10 protein-coding genes and 1 pseudogene are annotated in these 17,695 nt (G+C 39.7%); 8 read left to right on the top strand and 3 right to left on the bottom strand.

All coding sequences use genetic code 11. The features are described 5' to 3' along the window. The first annotated feature begins 394 nt into the window (after positions 1 to 394). From LIT25_24550 to LIT25_24525, 6 genes are all read left to right on the top strand, one after another. The gene (locus LIT25_24550) at positions 395 to 5,026 is read left to right on the top strand and encodes a cell wall-binding repeat-containing protein (protein ID USK33635.1); all 4,632 of its coding nucleotides are present in this window, start codon (positions 395 to 397) and stop codon (positions 5,024 to 5,026) included. A gap of 191 nt (positions 5,027 to 5,217) precedes the next feature. Beyond that, complete coding sequence (locus LIT25_24545; GenBank protein USK33634.1) at positions 5,218 to 7,326, top strand: cell wall-binding repeat-containing protein; 2,109 nt, start codon at positions 5,218 to 5,220, stop codon at positions 7,324 to 7,326. Positions 7,327 to 7,384: 58 nt separating this feature from the next. Next, entirely contained in the window at positions 7,385 to 8,197 is an 813-nt protein-coding gene (locus LIT25_24540) for a hypothetical protein (GenBank protein USK33633.1), read from the top strand. Positions 8,198 to 8,245: 48 nt separating this feature from the next. Beyond that, complete coding sequence (locus LIT25_24535) at positions 8,246 to 10,480, top strand: SpoIID/LytB domain-containing protein (protein ID USK33632.1); 2,235 nt, start codon at positions 8,246 to 8,248, stop codon at positions 10,478 to 10,480. A 337-nt stretch (positions 10,481 to 10,817) separates the two neighbouring features. Beyond that, complete coding sequence (gene galU, locus LIT25_24530; GenBank protein USK33631.1) at positions 10,818 to 11,696, top strand: UTP--glucose-1-phosphate uridylyltransferase GalU; 879 nt, start codon at positions 10,818 to 10,820, stop codon at positions 11,694 to 11,696. A 22-nt stretch (positions 11,697 to 11,718) separates the two neighbouring features. Next, the gene (locus LIT25_24525; GenBank protein ID USK33630.1) at positions 11,719 to 13,029 is read left to right on the top strand and encodes a UDP-glucose/GDP-mannose dehydrogenase family protein; all 1,311 of its coding nucleotides are present in this window, start codon (positions 11,719 to 11,721) and stop codon (positions 13,027 to 13,029) included. 446 nt (positions 13,030 to 13,475) lie between these two features. Here the strand turns inward: LIT25_24525 and LIT25_24520 are convergent, their stop codons facing one another. The 3 genes and pseudogenes from LIT25_24520 to LIT25_24510 form a co-directional block, all read right to left on the bottom strand. After that, the gene (locus LIT25_24520; GenBank protein ID USK33629.1) at positions 13,476 to 13,628 is read right to left on the bottom strand and encodes a LytR family transcriptional regulator; all 153 of its coding nucleotides are present in this window, start codon (positions 13,626 to 13,628) and stop codon (positions 13,476 to 13,478) included. Next, a pseudogene (locus LIT25_24515) lies at positions 13,615 to 13,833 on the bottom strand (hypothetical protein). The gene LIT25_24520 and the pseudogene LIT25_24515 overlap by 14 nt, the downstream one beginning before the upstream one ends. Positions 13,834 to 13,884: 51 nt before the next feature. Beyond that, on the bottom strand, positions 13,885 to 14,850 hold the full coding sequence (locus LIT25_24510; protein USK33628.1) for a polysaccharide deacetylase family protein: 966 nt from the start codon (positions 14,848 to 14,850) through the stop codon (positions 13,885 to 13,887). Between the two features lie 426 nt (positions 14,851 to 15,276). On the opposite strand from LIT25_24510, the gene LIT25_24505 reads away from it, so the two are divergent. Together LIT25_24505 and LIT25_24500 are read left to right on the top strand one after the other, a co-directional pair. After that, complete coding sequence (locus tag LIT25_24505; GenBank protein ID USK33627.1) at positions 15,277 to 16,635, top strand: glycosyltransferase; 1,359 nt, start codon at positions 15,277 to 15,279, stop codon at positions 16,633 to 16,635. Positions 16,636 to 16,727: 92 nt separating this feature from the next. Beyond that, on the top strand, positions 16,728 to 17,663 hold the full coding sequence (locus tag LIT25_24500) for a LytR family transcriptional regulator (protein USK33626.1): 936 nt from the start codon (positions 16,728 to 16,730) through the stop codon (positions 17,661 to 17,663). Positions 17,664 to 17,695: the final 32 nt, after the last annotated feature.

The following is a 17,695-nucleotide window of genomic DNA, read 5'->3' as shown; positions in this document are numbered from 1 at the left end:
AAAATAAAAATAATTCCCCGGGAAAAGTGTTGAAAAATGGCTGAGTAAAGTCGAACGGCATCAGGACTTTAGCCCCTCCGTCAAAATTCCATCTCAATATACAGATCAATGGATATTTATAATGTTTGTTTAGAAGCAGAGCTGCCAGCATTTCTTATCTATTTTTCGCTTTAAAACATTGATGTATCAATGTATAACCAGCATCGTAAGGTCCTGGTTTTTGTCGGAATTTGTCTTTGGAATACTAGTGAATAAAAGTTTTCGTAAATGTTTGACTATTCAATATTTTACAAATAAAATAAGAGAGTAAATAATTTCTATATATGTTAAAGGAGGGATAAATTAGTATTTTTTTAGTAAAACACACTGCTAAATTACTAGGGGGGTCAAGTAGTTGAAGGTTAAACTGAAAAGATCGTTATTTTTACTGTTCGCTTTCTTGCTGGTTTTCTCAAATGCAGCATTAGCAGCGGTTCCGACACCGCAAAAGGGAAATGCCAATACTGAGGTTAAGAAAAATGCCGGCAAGCAATCTATTAAAAAATCAGACGCTGAAAAACAATATAAGAGTACGGACAAAGTTCGTGTAATTGTCGAAGTCGAGGGCGAGCCCGCAATTACATATGCAACAAAGCAAGAAAAGAAATTCGATGCTCTTGCAAAATCAAAGCAGGAAGAGCTGAAAGCAAATGCTTTGAAGGAGCAAAAAGCGGTTAAAAACCAAATAGCTACTAAAAGCATCGGAATGAAATTCGAGCAGGAATTTACAACTGTAGTCAACGGCTTCTCCGGAGAAGTTGAATATGGAAAGATCGCTTTGCTTGAAAAATTAACAGGCGTTAACAAAGTAACGATCGCTCATGAATACGAGCGTCCGGCTGCAGAGCCTGAAATGAAATACAGTAAAGACTTAGTTGAAGCACGCGAGTCTTGGGATTTAGGCTATGACGGTGAAGGAATGATCGTAGGTATCATCGATACAGGGATCGATCCAAGTCACAGAGACATGATTCTAAGTGATGATACAGTTCCTGCTTTAACAGAAGGTTCTGTAGGTGATGCTGTTTCAGACCTTAACTTGCCAGGAAAGTATTACACAGAAAAAGTGCCTTATGGTTATAACTATATGGACGAAAATGAAGAAATTCTTGATTTAGGACCAGGCGCATCGATGCACGGAATGCACGTAGGGGGAACAGTTGGCGCAAATGGAGATGAAGAGAACGGCGGCTTAAAAGGCGTGGCTCCTGAGGCGCAGCTTTTAGCTCTGAAAGTTTTCGGAAACGATCCTGAAATGCCTTCTACATGGAGCGATATCTATGTGAAAGCAATTGATGATTCCATTCAATTAGGTGCAGATGTATTGAATATGAGCTTAGGCTCAACTGCATCATTCGTGCTGCCAGAAGATCCTGAGCAGCAAGCTATTGCAAGAGCAGTGGAAAACGGAGTGGTCATGTCTGTTTCTGCAGGTAACTCAGCTCATCTAGGAAACGGCTGGGCAAATCCTTATGCAAGCAATCCTGATGTGGGAGTAGTTGGATCCCCAGGTCTTTCTTATGATTCGCTGCAGGTTGCTTCCATAGAAAATTCAACAATTGATCTTGATGCGATGAAAGTTCAAGTAGACGGCGCTGATTTTGGAACAATTGGGTACCAAAAGCAGGACGGACCGAAATTCCTTGATAAGTTCAAAGGTCAAAAGCTTGATATTGTGTATGTAGGAGATGGACAGCCAGCACAATATGATGAAAAAGATGTAAAAGGTAAAGTTGTCTTTGCCGTTCGTACAGGAGGATATTTCTATGCAAATATCCAAAAAACGGCTGAAGCACAAGGCGCTGCAGGTGTGATCATCCGCGGATTGCCTGCACATGGCGACTATGTGAGCATGGCTTTGGAGAAACCTTCGATTCCATTAGTTTCTTTAAGCATTGCAGATGGTAATGCCCTTGAAGCTGAAGCGAAGGAAGGCAAGAAACTAGAAGTAACATTTGGAGATGACAAAGTAGCTGCTCCAAATGCTGATGCAGGAAAAATGTCTGCCTTCACTTCGTGGGGTGTGACTCCTAACCTTGATTTCAAACCTGAAATCACAGCTCCGGGCGGGAAAATCTTATCTACATTCAATGATAATCAATACGGAATTATGAGCGGAACGTCGATGGCTGCACCTCATGTGGCTGGAGGATCTGCGATTGTTCTTGAGCGCGTAGACGAGTTATTCAATTTAGAAGGTGCAGATCGTGTCCTTATGGCGAAAAACATCTTAATGAATACGTCTCAGCCTGTTATCGATAAAGGAGTGGTTAATGACGCTTTTGGATGGGAACTTCCTTATTCTCCTCGCCGTCAAGGTGCGGGATTAATGAAACTCTATTCTGCACTAAATACACCTGCAGTTGTAACAGAATCAGAAACAGGTGAAGGAAAAGTGGCACTGAAAGAAGTGGGAGATAAAGTAGAATTTTCTCTTGATCTTGAAAACTTCAGTGACAAAGCCGTTTCTTATGATGTAAAAGCAAATGTTCAAACGGATTTCGCTAATAAAGGATCTCTCGGATATAACGATGATGAGCTTGAAACCCAAAAATTAATAGATGCTGTTATTAAAGTAGACGGCAAGGACACTGCGAAAGTAGAAGTTGCTGCCGGAGAAACAAAAACAGTAAAAGTAACACTTGATACTGCAAATGCAAAAGTCTTAGGGGACGACTTTGAAACTCCTGTTCCAGTGAAGGATGTCTTCAAAAACGGATACTTTGTAGAAGGATTCGTGACATTCTCTGCTGAAGGTTTATCACAGCTTACAGTCCCTTATGTAGGGTTCAATGGAGACTGGGGCAAAGCTCCAATACTTGATGCAATGAACTTTGATTTAGAAAACGAAACATTCTACGGTGTGGCTGGAGTTGTAGCGCAGGCTGGCGAAGACGTCAACTACCTTGGATACGATGCTTTTAATGAAGAAGTTCCATTCGATGCCCGTAAAATTGCGATCTCACCAAATGGAGACGGCAGCAATGACCAGTTAATTCCGGTTCTTTCATTCCTGCGAAACGCTAAAGAAGTTAAATACAATGTTCTAGATGAGAACAAAAACAAATTGCGTACCATCCGTTCGGAAGTTGAAGTACGCAAGCATTACTACGACGGAAGATACACGCCTTACACTCTAAATCCTGCAAACCAATGGGATGGAAAGGTGAAAAACGCTCTTGTAAAAGACGGCCAATATTACTTTGAAATTGCCGCAACAGTAGACTTTGCAGGGAAAGCGCCTCAAAAGGTTCAAGTTCCTGTTATCGTGGATACAATTCAGCCAACTTTAAATGCAGAGTTTAAAGATAACAAGGTAACATTCGATGCAGCGGATGAGCGTTCAGGAGTTGCATACTTTGATGTTCTTGTTAACGGCCAATCTGTAGTAGGGGAAGATAAAGATGGAAATCCATTAACGCTTGCTCCTGCAACAACAGAATTCAAGCTTGAGAACCTTGCGACAGGTTCAACTGTAACGGTTCTTACAGCTGACAATGCAGGCAACACATCTGCAAAAGAGTTCAAAGGTGTAAATGATGGGACAATCCCATCAATCATTGCCGAGCTTCCTGTAGCTCTTGGAACATATGATACAAATGAAGTTCCTGTAAAAGGCTATGTAACAGATGAGTCTAAAGTGACCAACTTCACTGTAGACGGCAAATCTGTTGAATTGAAATGGAATGCTGAATTAAAACGCTATGAGTTTGAAACAACTCTTACACTAGAAGACGGATTCCATAAAATCCGCATCGCTGGTACAGATGAAGCAGGCAACGAAATTTCTTTCTTAAAGCAATTCTTCGTTGACACAACTGCACCTGAGCTTTCTGTAAAAGCACCTGCAAGCGTAAGTGCTGCAACAGAAAAAACAACATTAACAACAAATGTTTCTGATAATTTTGAAGAGCTTCGTGTTGCTGTTGACGGAGACGAGGTCTTCTACAACATGCTGAGAGAGCCTTATGAAATGAGAGGCATTGAGAAAGAAATCAAGACAGAAGTTGCGCTTCAGCCTGGTGAAAATACATTCATGGTAGAAGCCACTGATCTAGCCGGCCACAAGACGGTTAAAGAAGTAAAAGTATACCGCGGAGATGATAAAGTGAGCCGCATCAGCGGAGAAAACCGCTATGAAACAGCAGCAGCCATCAGTTCCGAAGGCTGGGAAAGCTCGGAGCTTGTCTTCCTTGCAAAAGGACAGGAATTTGCTGATGCATTAGCAGGTGTTCCACTTGCAGCTCAATATGATGCTCCAATATTATTAACAGATTCAAAAGGGTTATCAGGAGCTGCAAAAGCTGAGCTTGAAAGGTTGGGTGCAGAAACAGTTGTGATCCTTGGCGGAACAAGCGCTGTTTCTGTAAAAGTAGAAGATCAATTAGAAAATATGGGGCTTGAAGTAGACCGCATCTTCGGTAAAGACCGCTGGGCAACTGCAGCAGCAATAGCTAAAGAAGTAGCTCCGGATGGTTCAGAAGATGCAGTTGTTATAAACGGGACAAGTTTTGCAGATGCTCTGGCTGTTGCTTCTTATGCAGGTCAGTACGGTATGCCAATCGTATTGTCTCAAAAAGATAAACTTCCTGCTGCGTCAAGTAAGGTTCTTGAAGAACTGGGAGTTGAACATACATTGGTAGTCGGAGGCCAAGTGGCTCTTTCTGACAGTGTTTATAAAAAGCTTCCAGATGCTGAAAGAGTGTATGGCAAAGACCGCTATGCTACAAGTGTAATGCTGGCAGAGTACTTTGAGCCATCATTGGATGTGGTATATGCCGCAACTGGACAAAACTTTGCAGATGCATTAGCAGGAGCAGCGTTAGCCGCTAAGCATGAAAGCGGAGTAATCCTTGTTGGCAAAACATTATCTTCAGAAGTTAAAAACTTCTTCGGAGGCAATGAAATTGGACAAGTGAAAGTGTTTGGAGGAAAAGGGGCTGTATCTGATGAGGTCCTTTCCGAAATCCACAAATTAATTCAATAAATTACCGTACCTTCAAGCTGCCGGGCCTAATTGCCCAGCAGCTTCTTTTTGCTTAACTGCCAAAAGATCTATGGCTATATAATGTCCAAATTCCTATTTATCGCATTAACCATAATTTAATAAAATTGATAGATTTCGGGTGCTATAATATGAGAGTGGTAGCGAAAAATGTAGAAAAGGGAGAGTGAATGATGAAAAGCAGCAAGTCATGGGCAATGGGCATCTTTCTATTTTTAATGCTCTTATTCGCCCCGAATACAGGTTTTGCTGAAAAAGTCCTTGTTATTGACCCTGGTCATGGAGGAAAATTCAGCGGTACATGCGGTTTAACTGGGAACACGACTGGTTTTTGCGAAAAAAAAGCCAATTTGATTGTGTCGCAAAAAGTGAGGGATTACCTTAAAACCAGCGGCATTAAAGTTTATTTAACAAGAGATACAGATATGGAATTTGCACCATATTTGAAGAATGCGGACGGTAGCACAGATGGCGGTGACTTTGATCTCAGAATGCAAAAGGCCAACCAATTTGCAAAAGGGAATAATGATAACAGTGTATTTATTTCCATTCACCATAATGCTCATCCAAGCAACCCCTACGTAAAAGGATACGAAACCTACTTTTATAATGGCGTAGACCACGCAAAGGAAGAATATCCTCACGATCCCCTGCAAATCAAATACTTAGCAGATAATAAGCGTTTAGCAGGTGAAATTCATCCAACTGTTTTAGCTAATTTAGGTTCAATCGACAGAGGAATTGCCGATGATCAAAGCTTCTATGTCATCCGCAATGCACAAATGCCTGCTGTCCTAGTAGAAATGGGCTTTATGACCAATCGCGAGGAAGAAGCACGAATTAAAACGTCAGATTTTCAAAATAAGGCAGCTCAAGCCATCGCTTCATCCGTCGTGAATTACTTTAAAGTCTTCGAAGTATACGATATGAGCAATCATAAATTATTAACGACGAAATCGAAGGATCAGGCTCTGCAATTTGCCAAAAAACAGACGAAACCAGTCAGAGTGTTTGATAAGAATGCTCAAAAAGATATCTATAAAACAAGCACTCTATATGAAGTGCACCACAGAACAAATGGAAAATTAGGAGAGTTCTATACATCAAGCGAAGCTATGGCTTTTGCACAACGCTACAAGAATACGAGACTTGTCTATAAAAGCAACGGCTTTACCCTTTGGTCGAACTTCCTGCCTAAAAAATATGATCTCTATGTAAATGGTGCAAAGAAAGCAAGCTACGTCGATTTTGAGCACGCTCGTTACATTGCAGGAAAAAATGCGCCAAATGCGAGAGTTGTAAATAATAAGTCAGGTGAAGTAGTATTCACAAATATCGCAAACGATAAAGTTACGAGAAAGCTGCCATTAACGAAATTAGTTGGTGCGGATCGTTATCAAACAGCAATCAATGTTTCAAAGAAAATGTATCCTGCAGGTTTTGCAGACAGCAAACCGGATAAAACCATCATTATTGCAACAGGCACAGGATATGCTGATGCATTATCAGCAGGTCCGCTATCAAGAAAGCATGGAGCAGCGCCAATCCTTTTAGTAAAAGGAACTGGAATGGATTCTTACATAACAAATGAAATCACCCGTCTAAAAGCAAAAAAAGCGATCATCATTGGCGGTGAAGGTGCCGTCTCTAAAGGGATTGCCACACAGCTTCAATCAATGAAATTGACGGTTGAAAGAATAAGCGGAGCGAATCGATTCGAGACAAATCAGCTTATTCTAAATCAAATCGGAAATGTAGATGGCTACTTTGTCACATCAGGACGCAACTATCCGGATGCTCTTGGCGCAGCGCCTATAGCTGCTCAGAAAAACTGGGCCATTATGCTGTCCGATACAAACAGTCTTTCAAGTGAGGCAAGACTGAAGCTTAAAGGCAAGCAGGCTCTTATCCTTGGAGGAAATGCCGTTCTCACTTCAAATATTGATGCACAGGTGAAAAATGCAGCTCCATCAAGCTATGCACGTTTAGCTGGTAAAGACCGCTATGAAACACTTGCAAAAGTGCTGTGGCGTTTTGATCCATATCTAAACTCAGATTCTATTTTAGTATCAACCGGAGCCAATTTCCCGGATGCATTATCAGCAGCGCCTTTATCGTTAGTAACAAAGGCACCGCTGATCCTGACAGGTTCAACGTTTAATAAATCTCTGGAAACATACATCATGGAATATGGCGGCAAGCATCATATGAAGGAAGTTACGCTTATCGGCGGAGCCGTACCTGATGTGATAACAAGCGAGATTTTCAACAGAGTAAGATAATTCAGATCGATTCGGGCCCGCATTAGCCCGAATCTTTCTTAAGTCAAGGATGATTAATATGAAAAAAATGCTGTCTATATTTTCTCTGATTCTCTTATTTTTAACAGGATGTGCAGCAAGTGAGGAAGAGGCAGGAAAACAAGAGAGGCAGGAAGAGAAGAAAGCTTCAGTGACTGAACCTATTGAAAAAGAAGAACCGGTTAATGAAGAGCCTGATCAAACTCAAACACCGGCAAAAGAAGAGCCTGATCAAGATCAGGCAGAAGAAAATGGTCAGAATTCAGACGGTGTAAGCGGAGTTAGTTCAGAAGAAAATACGGAAAATCCTAAAGAATCTCCAGAAAATACCGATAAAAAAATGGAGAGTGAACAAAGTACGGCAGGTCCATATTTGGAATATCGTCCTGAGACAGGAGCGAAAAAACAATTTAAAGAAGACGGTGTCGTTTTACTCACAGAAAATGTAGTGGCAGCTAATGAAGAGTTTGTTCAAATTGCCCTGACATTGGGTGACTCTACAACCACTCAAATTTTTAAATGGACAGGTTCCGAGATTACCCTCGTATATGAGGAGCGTGATCTGCAGGATCATTCTGTCAGTCTGCTGGATTCATTTGAGCCAAATATGAACGAAAAGCTGCTGGGTGATGGTGCGGATTGGAAACTGCTTGAAAAATCAGCCGCTGTCGAAACACCTTACGGTAAACAGAAAAATGTTTTCGTCATTCAGAAAATATCAAATGAAGTAGTAGATGAGGAAACTATCTTTACAAGATATTATGCTCCTAATCTCGGACTTGTAAAAGAAGACTTTGAACTTACTGGTGAAAATGGGTATAAAGGTGAGTCAAGCTTATCTTCTGTGGAATAAGCTATTAATGTTAAAAGCTCTCAATCTATCGTAGCGGAGGAACTACTTTTGAATAAAGTTTTTATGTCAATTGTTGCATTAACACTATTCTTTTTGTTTGCGGAAGAAAATGCGTTTGCTGCTAATAGTAATCCTTCAGAAGTGTCTGTTAATCTCAAACACTATGTCGGCAATGCCAAAGAAGTAACGGTATTGGTTGAAGGTGAATACTATTTGTCTGGGGAAAATGATTTTAAGCTAAAAGAAGGCTATACCTATAAAATAAAAAATGAAAATGGCGCATTGTCCTTGTATAATGGCAGCGTTAAGAAAAAGACTCTAAACAGTTCTGCAGTGTTTATGCCTGCAAAATACGGTACAGAAAATTATATAAAGATCAATGGCCGTTCTTATTTAGGCACGATGAAATTCAAGGTTGAAAACAGTCAATATGTCCGTCCGGAAAATGAGCTGCCGCTTGAAGATTATTTAAAAGGGGTTGTACCGGGCGAAATGCCTGCAAGCTGGTCTGTTGAGGCATTAAAAGCTCAAACTGTAACAGCTAGAACGTACGCATTAAAAAGAATGAACCAAACGATCGATGATACGGTGAGCTTTCAAAAATATGAAGGGTATATTTGGACATCTTCCCTTTATAACAATACGAATGAAGCGGTAAACCGCACAAAAGGCCAAGTTCTGAAGATCAATGGCAGCTTGATTGACGCACTGTACAGTTCAAGCAATGGAGGAAGAACAGAAAATAATGCAAATGTATGGACGGGCGGAACACCGCTTTCTTATTTTCCTGCAAAAAATGATCCTTATGATCCCAGAATAAGCTGGACAATCAGCATGAACGAATCACAAATTGACCCGGCATTGCTTGATTTAACAAAGCCAGGCAATTGGTGGGGAACGGTCAAAGAAAAAGACGCAAAGTATTCAAACAATATTAAGACCTGGTTAAAAACAGACAAAAACTTCACGGGCAAAGACCTTAAAATTGTTAAAGTGACGAAGCTTGCTGTTTCTAATGAAAAAACAAGCGGAGATCGACGTAAAACAGGAAGCTACCGCATTGAATTTTATGTCAAAAATGCTAATGGCACCTATCAAATGAAAGACGGCAAGATCGAAACTGTCATAAAAGAAGGTATAAACGTTAACATCTCTACACTTCGCTCTATGTTCGGCACAATGGATTTCAAAAGTCATCTGATTGATTCGCTGACATATGAAAAAGGTGTCTATACGTTTAATGGCCGCGGGTTTGGCCATGGAGTCGGAATGAGCCAGTACGGCGCAAAGGCAATGTCCGATCAAAAACAAAATTACATGGAAATCACCAATTTCTATTACCCAGGCACAAACTATGATAATTATATCGATCAAGTCGTAGAAGAAATTGAAGGCAAAGATCGCTATGAAACAAGTGCAGCCATTGCTGAATTCGGCTGGTTATCTGCAAACACGGTCTTTATCGGAAGAGGAGACAACCCGGTAGATGCATTAACTGGCAGCGTCCTTGCAAAGAAATACAATGCACCACTGCTATTATCCAACCCTAATCAATTATCTGATTCAGTTAAACAAACATTAGCGAATCTGAATCCTGCAAACATCTATATTCTTGGCGGTAAATCAGCAATTTCGGATGCAGTCGAAGCCGAGCTTAAGGCTATCGCTGCAAACGTTCACCGCATCAGCGGATCAGAACGGTATGTTACGGCAGCTGCTGTGGCAAAACAAGTAGGCCACTCAGGCTCGATCTTTATCACATCTGACAGCAGTGACTCACCGGATGCTTTATCGATTGCATCGTATGCAGCTGCTGAACAAATACCGATTCTTTACACAAAAACAGCAGCTGTTCCAAATGCAGTAACGGATTATATAAGAGGCAGCGGTGTACGCAAAGTAACGATTGTCGGCGGTGAGACAGCTGTCTCAGCAAAAGTTCAAGCACAGCTAGAAGTTTTAGTAGGTGCAGGCAATGTTGATCGCGTTTACGGAAAAAACCGGTATGAAACCAGCGTAAATATCGTGAAAAAATACAATCTGGACAACCGCAAAGTCTTCTTTGCAAGGGGTACGGAATTTATTGACGCTCTTCCTGGATCCGTACTCGCAGCGAACAGTCGCGCGCCAATCATTCTAGTAGAAAAAGATACAGTTCCGGTACCTGTCTCAAGCTACATTTACGATCACATGACATTCATTCCGCATATTCATTACCTTGGCGGAAAAGGAGCCATCTCTGAGCAAACGCGCAGCAGTCTGCAAAACTGGTTTCTTCAATAGAAGTTATTAATAGAAACTGACCCTAAAACCGTTGAAAAACGTATTAGGAGTCAGTTTTTTTATTCTTTCAGAATGATGCTATTATTAACAAAAAGTGCGGGACCACTAGGACCACCTCCTAACCCCTCGGCCAGAACAAATTCCCTCAGGAAAGTCAAACCCCGACTTTTCGGGGGAATTCTTATCTGTCTGTCGGCTTCTTATCTGCCATGCCTGAGCTAAACAGTCGGTTCCGCTTTTCGTGTTTACCAAACATTTATAAAACGTTAAAGGAATAGACTGTATAGATGTTGTAATATAAAGAGAGAGACTTTTGACATAATCAGGGGGTAGACACATGCATGTAAAAAAAGCGATCATACCGGCTGCGGGTTTGGGAACAAGGTTTTTGCCTGCTACGAAGGCCCAGCCTAAAGAAATGCTGCCTATAGTTGATAAACCTACCATTCAATACATCATTGAAGAAGCGGTTGCTTCCGGAATTGAGGATATCCTAATCGTTTCCGGACGAGGAAAACGGGCGATTGAAGATCATTTTGATAAATCCTATGAGCTTGAAGAGACGCTTATTAAAAAAGAAAAATGGGATTTGCTCAGCAAGGTCCAGGGCATTTCAGAGCTTGCCAATATTCATTACATCCGTCAAAAAGAGCCTCTTGGTCTTGGGCATGCCATTTATTGCGCCAGAAGATTCATCGGAAATGAACCTTTCGCTGTTATGCTTGGAGACGACATTGTTCAATCCGATGTTCCTTGCTTAAAGCAGTTAATTGATGTTTATGATCGATTCCAAAGCACGGTAATCGGAGTGCAGAATGTGAAGACTGAAGATGTATCGAAGTATGGAATTGTAAGCTACGATCAACAAGAAAAAAAGGCTGACAATGTTTATAAAGTGAAAGATTTAGTAGAAAAGCCAAAACGGGAAGATGCCCCGTCTAATACAGCTATTTTAGGACGATATATCTTGCGTCCGGAAATTTTTGATATTCTCGCAAAGCTTAAACCTGGTTCAGGCGGAGAAATTCAATTAACAGATGCTTTAAAAGAGCTCGCCCATAAAGAAGAAGTAACGGCGTATCATTTCATCGGCAAAAGATATGATGTAGGAGACAAGCTTGGCTTTATTCAGGCGACAATCGATTTTGCCATGGATAACGATGAGCTGAGAGAAGATATTCTGCAGTACATAAAAAATAAAGTTTCAAATAGTTAGAGAGAGGTCAGGGGATTATGCAGTGAGAATATCAGTTGCTGGAACTGGATACGTCGGGCTGGTCACGGGTGTATGCTTAGCTGAGATCGGCCACAAAGTAACGTGTGTGGATATCGATAGAAAGAAAGTTGCCATGCTGAATAATGGAGTGTCTCCTATTTATGAACCGGGTCTAGAGGAATTAATGAAGAAAAACGTTCAATCCGGAAGGCTGACTTTTACAGCAGATTCCAGCACAGCGTATGGAGAGAGCGAAATCATCTTCATCGCTGTCGGCACGCCTGAAAATGAGGATGGTTCTGCTAATTTGACTTATGTTGAAGCGGCTGCTGTTCAAATCGCTGAACAGATTCAAAACGATGTGATTATCGTCGTTAAGAGCACCGTTCCCGTCGGCACGAATGAACATATTCTTGAGATCGTTAATCAGCATAAGTCGCCTTCCACCCATGCAGAAGTCGCTTCTAATCCTGAATTTCTCAGAGAAGGCTCTGCCATTCATGATACTTTTCACGGAGATCGCATCGTCATTGGATCACGCTCGTTTTTTGCCGGGGATGCGCTTGAAGAAATCTATAAACCGCTGGGTATTCCTGTAGTACGGACGGATATAAGAAGCGCTGAAATGATTAAATATGCTGCGAATGCGTTTTTGGCAACAAAAATCAGCTTTATCAATGAAATTGCCAACATCTGCGAAAAATTAGGTGCGGACATTGAAGATGTGGCGGAAGGCATTGGCAAAGACTCAAGAATTGGATCGCAATTTTTAAAGGCCGGAATCGGATATGGCGGCTCCTGTTTTCCAAAAGATACGAAAGCCCTCGTCCAATTAGCGGGCAACGTACAGCATAAGTTTGATCTGCTGGATTCAGTCATTACCGTAAACAATCGCCAGCCGTTAAAATTAATCGAGTCTGCAAAAAAGCATTTGGGTTCTCTTGAAGGTAAAAAAATCGCTCTTCTCGGTTTAGCCTTCAAACCTAATACAGATGATGTCAGAGAAGCTGCTTCGCTTGTGATTGCGAAGGAGTTGGTTAAGGAAGGTGCGGTCGTAACAGGGTATGATCCGATTGCTCTGAATGAAGCTCGGAAGGTTTTAAAGGAATCGATCACATATTGTGACAATCTTGCTGAAGCAATCACGGGTGCGGACGCTGCTTTTATTGTGACCGAGTGGGATGAAGTTCGTATGTTTCCTATGGACATCTATCAGGAAAAAATGAACACCCCAATCTTGATTGATGGAAGAAACATCTATCCGCTGAGAGATATTCCTGAATGGATGACCTATGTATCCGTCGGACGCAAAGAGATAATCAAAACGGACTAATGAGGGCTGTTCTTAAGTGATGCATCACACTTGAGGACGGCTTTTTTTTCTGTTTTTTTGTCCCAAACTTCCGGATACTGTCCAAAACCGGAAAAATACTTGCCGGAATGGATTTTTTACTTGCTGTACCAAATGAAATACTGGCCGGTTGCATCACTTTACTTTCTTTTTTCCAACTATCTCCAAATTAACATCCATACATTTTTTTCTAAATAACCCTAAAGATTTCCCGGATTCACTCGATTTATAAGCTGAGCAGGCTGTGCGGTAAGTCCCGGGCAGTACTCTATCATAGTTTCACACTATATATCAATAATCTACCTATAGACAGGTTTATACAAACTTCAATTCAAAATTGCAATCATCAAAAGAAATATTCAATCCGTCTCACCAACTGTCATAATTTAAAATAAAAAATTAATAAATAAATTTTTGAGTTAATTCTATTATGCTTTTTTACTTAGATGCTTTTTTCTTTTTTGTATATATAAATCAATTAGTGTTTCTAAATGTTCTAGCTTTTTAATCGAATTAACATCTTGGTTAATATAACGAATTGTTTTCTTAATAGATTTTGGTAATTCATCAAATTTCTTCATTGGATAGTTCCTCCATTTGTAACATCTTACTACAAAAAGGTAAATCCATATTTCCGGAAATCTTTTTCAGTGCCTTTGCACGAGAAACAATAAATGCTCTCATATACTTCTCCAAAAACAATTTATCGGCTACAGCACCAATTGGACCAAATGAAGACTTATATGGAAATCCTTATTCTTCGATAAACTGGTGTGTATTAAAAAAGTCCCAATAGAGTTTACCCTATTGTAAGGTATTTATTTTTATATTTGATTCTTATTTATCTAAGAGTTTTGGAACTGTAACAAACTCATAGCCCTGTGCACGTAATTGGTCAATGATTTGAGGCAATGCCTTAACAGTTTCAAATTGCCCCGATACATGGTAGTTATGTTGAAGGATTATGACCCCAGGGCTCACATTTTGCTTCACTCTTGATAGAATATCTTCGGCAGACACTCCACTCCAATCCATTGTATCTGCCGTCCACATGATTGAACTGTATCCACGATTATTAAGAAGTGCTACCTGTCGATCTTTAATTTCACCATATGGAGGTCGGAATAAATTCGTTTTTACCCCTGTAATTTTCTCAATTTCTGCGGTAGTGGACTGTACGTTTTCGATTAATTGTTGGTTCGTGAGATCAGGTACATGCGGGTGATCCCATGTATGGTTGCCTATAACATGACCCTCTCTGTAAATTTGTTTTAGTCGTTCAGGATACTCCCTTGCCTGCTTCCCTACCACAAAGAAAGTTGCCTTCACATCTTTTTGTCTTAAGATATCTAAAATTTGAGGAGTATAGATATCTTCTGGACCGTCGTCAAAAGTAAGGGCAATTCTTTTCTTACTGGGATTACCCATATAAATCATTTCATTTTTTAATGGAATATTTATTATTTGTCCAGGATAAATCCAATGAGAATTTTTAATTTTCGGGTTGGCTGCTAGTAATAACTCAGGTATAGAAATGCCGAGTTTAACTGAAATTTTATAGAGTGTGTCCCCTTCACTAACTCTATATGTTTTAGGAATTTCTAATTGTTGTCCTTGCTCAAGTATAGTAGATAGTAATTTGTTCTGGTTTACCACCTTATCTACTGATGTTCCATACTTGTCGGATATTTTCGAAAGGGTGTCTCCTGGTTGAACTGTGTAAGTTTCAGCCATTGCAGGTTTCCCAAACATGGGCAAACAAACTAAGATAAATGCTATTAAACCGGTCGCTTTTTTAAACATGATTTCACCTCATCTGATCACAATACTTTGAAAGTTACACTTAAAAACGGAAAGCGATCTTCTAAACTTTTATTATATTAGACTTGGAATTTTTAACATCTAATTGCGGATTATAGTCACCCCTTTACAAAAAATAAAACGCCCTCCATTACGGAGGACGGAAAATCATCGTCTAAAAAAGCATAGCACACTATAGCGACAAAACAATACAGTCATATTATCTTAAAAAAGACCCCCATTTTGTATAGGGCAACCTAATTATTCAAAGAAATATTTTTCCACTTTTTTCGACACATCTCCTCAAAGTGAGTAGGCATTTAGTATTCTTTCACCATTTTACTCTCGCAAAAATATAGGCCCTATGAAAAGATATTAGTGAAAGTAGGGTAATAATTGCTTTGCTAATGTCAATAAAGGAGTGTTTTTTTGGATATTTTTGTCGAAATTTTGTTCTTTTTATGTGTTGTGTTTCCTGTGCTCCATTTACTCCATTGTTTACCATGGTTTCGTGGTCAAAACGAAGAGCTCAAACAAATCCTAAAAATAGATAAGGGAATAAGCATCTTAGTCCCTTGTTACAACGAACAGGGAATTATAGAAACTTCGATTAAAAGCATGAAATCATTATCTTATTCTCAATTTGAAGTCATTTATATCAATGACGGTTCAACGGACGCAACAATGTGTTTTTTGAATAGATTTCTAAAGTTAAAACCATGTTCAAAATCTCCGCTTAAAAGACTGTCTCATGAAAAGGTTGAGGAATTTTATCAGTCCGAGCTCTACCCTAATATTTACGTCATAGATAAATTGAATGGCGGAAAAGCTGATTCTTTAAATGCAGGGATAGAATATTCCAGTAAAAATATGGTGATCACACTAGATGCCGATACCATTTTGACAAATCAGGCCTTATCAGTTGTTAACGATACTTTTGAGGATAATGATGTCGTTGCAGCCGGCGGAATGGTGCATGTTTTGCAAACAAAAACATCTAAACCTTTAAATCGTTTGTCTTTACTCCGTGCAAACATGCTAATACGAGTTCAAACTTTGGATTTCCTAAAAGCATTCTATATTACAAAGGTGTCTCTTGCACGCTTTCATGCTCTAGCTATCATATCGGGAGCGTTTGGAATTTTCAGGAAACAAGTACTTCTGGATGTGGGTGGTTACCGATCAACAATTGGGGAAGACATTGACATCACGCTGCGCATCCATAGGCACATATCGAAACAAAAAAACAAGAAAATTATTTTTCTGCCGGAAGCTGTTAGTTATACCGAATTGCCTGAAACCTGGAAGGATTTAATCAAGCAGCGTGTACGATGGCAAAAAGCATTTATTGATTGCTTTATCCATTTCCAGCCCTTTTTCATGAAAACCTTACTTACTAAAGCCGTTTCTTTCTTTTACATTTTTGAGTCATTTCTAGTAGGCACCATCGCTTCTTATGCCATGACAGGCATCGTAGTGGTAAATGGGATATTGAACCCTCCATCTTCCTATGTTCATTATCTATTATTCTATTTGATGTACATTTTTTTATTTGGGGCAGCGTACGATTTGGTGGCAATTAGAATGGGGAAATACCACGGGTTTTCGTTTCGAAAGAAAGATGTACCCCGGTTATTGTCTGCCATCATCTTTGACATTTTCGTCTATCGATTTGTAACGATGTACTTCGTAATGTATGGAAGCATTTCTTATTTCTTCAATAAAAAATGGAACAAAGTTGCCCGAACAGGACGAAATTATCAAACTGATTCTAAACCTGCAGCTTAGCCATGTTTAATTTCAAATGATTTTTATATTTTATAAGTAACAAAGATTGATGAAAAATACTCAATTTTAATAGGTTTTAAAGTGAGGTCATAATGGGTACTAAAAATCGAAAAAAAGTTCTGCTAATTATTTTAACAATTATTTGCGTATTAATTTTAGGGTCAGGCAGTTATACGTATTATTTATGGCACATGGCAACGTCAACCGTGGCAAATATTCAAGAAGATATCGACCGGAAAAAATCTGAAAAACGATTAGAAAAAATTAACTTCAAAGAAGGTAATCCGATATCTGTTTTGCTAATGGGGATCGATAAACCTGCAGGTCAAAAACGCGGGCGGTCCGATTCATTGATTTTATTAACGATTAATCCTCATTCCGAATCGATGCATATGATGAGTATCCCTCGCGATACGTACACAAAGATCAAAGGAAACGGGACGACAGACAAAATTAACGCCGCTTATGCGATTGGCGGCACTGAGATGACCATTCGTTCTGTGGAAAATCTCTTAGATGTTCCTGTAGATTATTTTGTGAAGGTAAATATGAAAAGTTTTAAAGAAATTGTTGATGCAGTAGGAGGGGTGGAAGTAAATAATGATTTAGATTTCACTTATTACAGTGTGCATTACCCAAAAGGTCGTCTTCATTTGGATGGTGAAAAAGCACTGAGGTATTCTCGGATGAGGAGTAAAGATCCGCGAGGAGACTTCGGCCGGCAAATGCGGCAACAGCAAGTAATTGAAGCTATAATACAAAAAGGCGCAAACATATCCTCCATCACGAAATTTGGCGAGATGGTTAAAGTCGTTGAAAATAATGTAAAAACAAACTTGGCTTTCGATGATATGTGGGAGATTCAATCAAATTATAAAGATGCCCGGAAAAATATAGAGCAGCACAAAATTGAAGGAAAAGGTAAAACAATTGATGGTACTTACTATTATATACCTGACAAAGAAAAGCTTCGTACAGTTTCTGATGAACTGAAAAAACACCTTGAGATTTACAATAAAACTCCGTAACTTAGTTCTGATGCAAAAATGACATAATACCC

It is taken from the genome of Bacillus sp. F19 (assembly GCA_023823795.1).
Taxonomy (GTDB): Bacteria; Bacillota; Bacilli; order Bacillales; family Bacillaceae; genus Bacillus_P.
This window is presented reverse-complemented; position numbering and strand designations above follow the sequence as displayed.

Bases quoted from the DNA above. Each gene is read 5' to 3' on its own strand.
- LIT25_24500 (USK33626.1), top strand. From the start codon at position 16,728: ATGGGTACTAAAAATCGAAAAAAAGTTCTGCTAATTATTTTAACAATT.
- LIT25_24540 (USK33633.1), top strand. From the start codon at position 7,385: ATGAAAAAAATGCTGTCTATATTTTCTCTGATTCTCTTATTTTTAACA.
- galU (USK33631.1), top strand. From the start codon at position 10,818: ATGCATGTAAAAAAAGCGATCATACCGGCTGCGGGTTTGGGAACAAGG.
- LIT25_24545 (USK33634.1), top strand. From the start codon at position 5,218: ATGAAAAGCAGCAAGTCATGGGCAATGGGCATCTTTCTATTTTTAATG.
- LIT25_24520 (USK33629.1), bottom strand. From the start codon at position 13,628: ATGAAGAAATTTGATGAATTACCAAAATCTATTAAGAAAACAATTCGT.
- LIT25_24510 (USK33628.1), bottom strand. From the start codon at position 14,850: ATGTTTAAAAAAGCGACCGGTTTAATAGCATTTATCTTAGTTTGTTTG.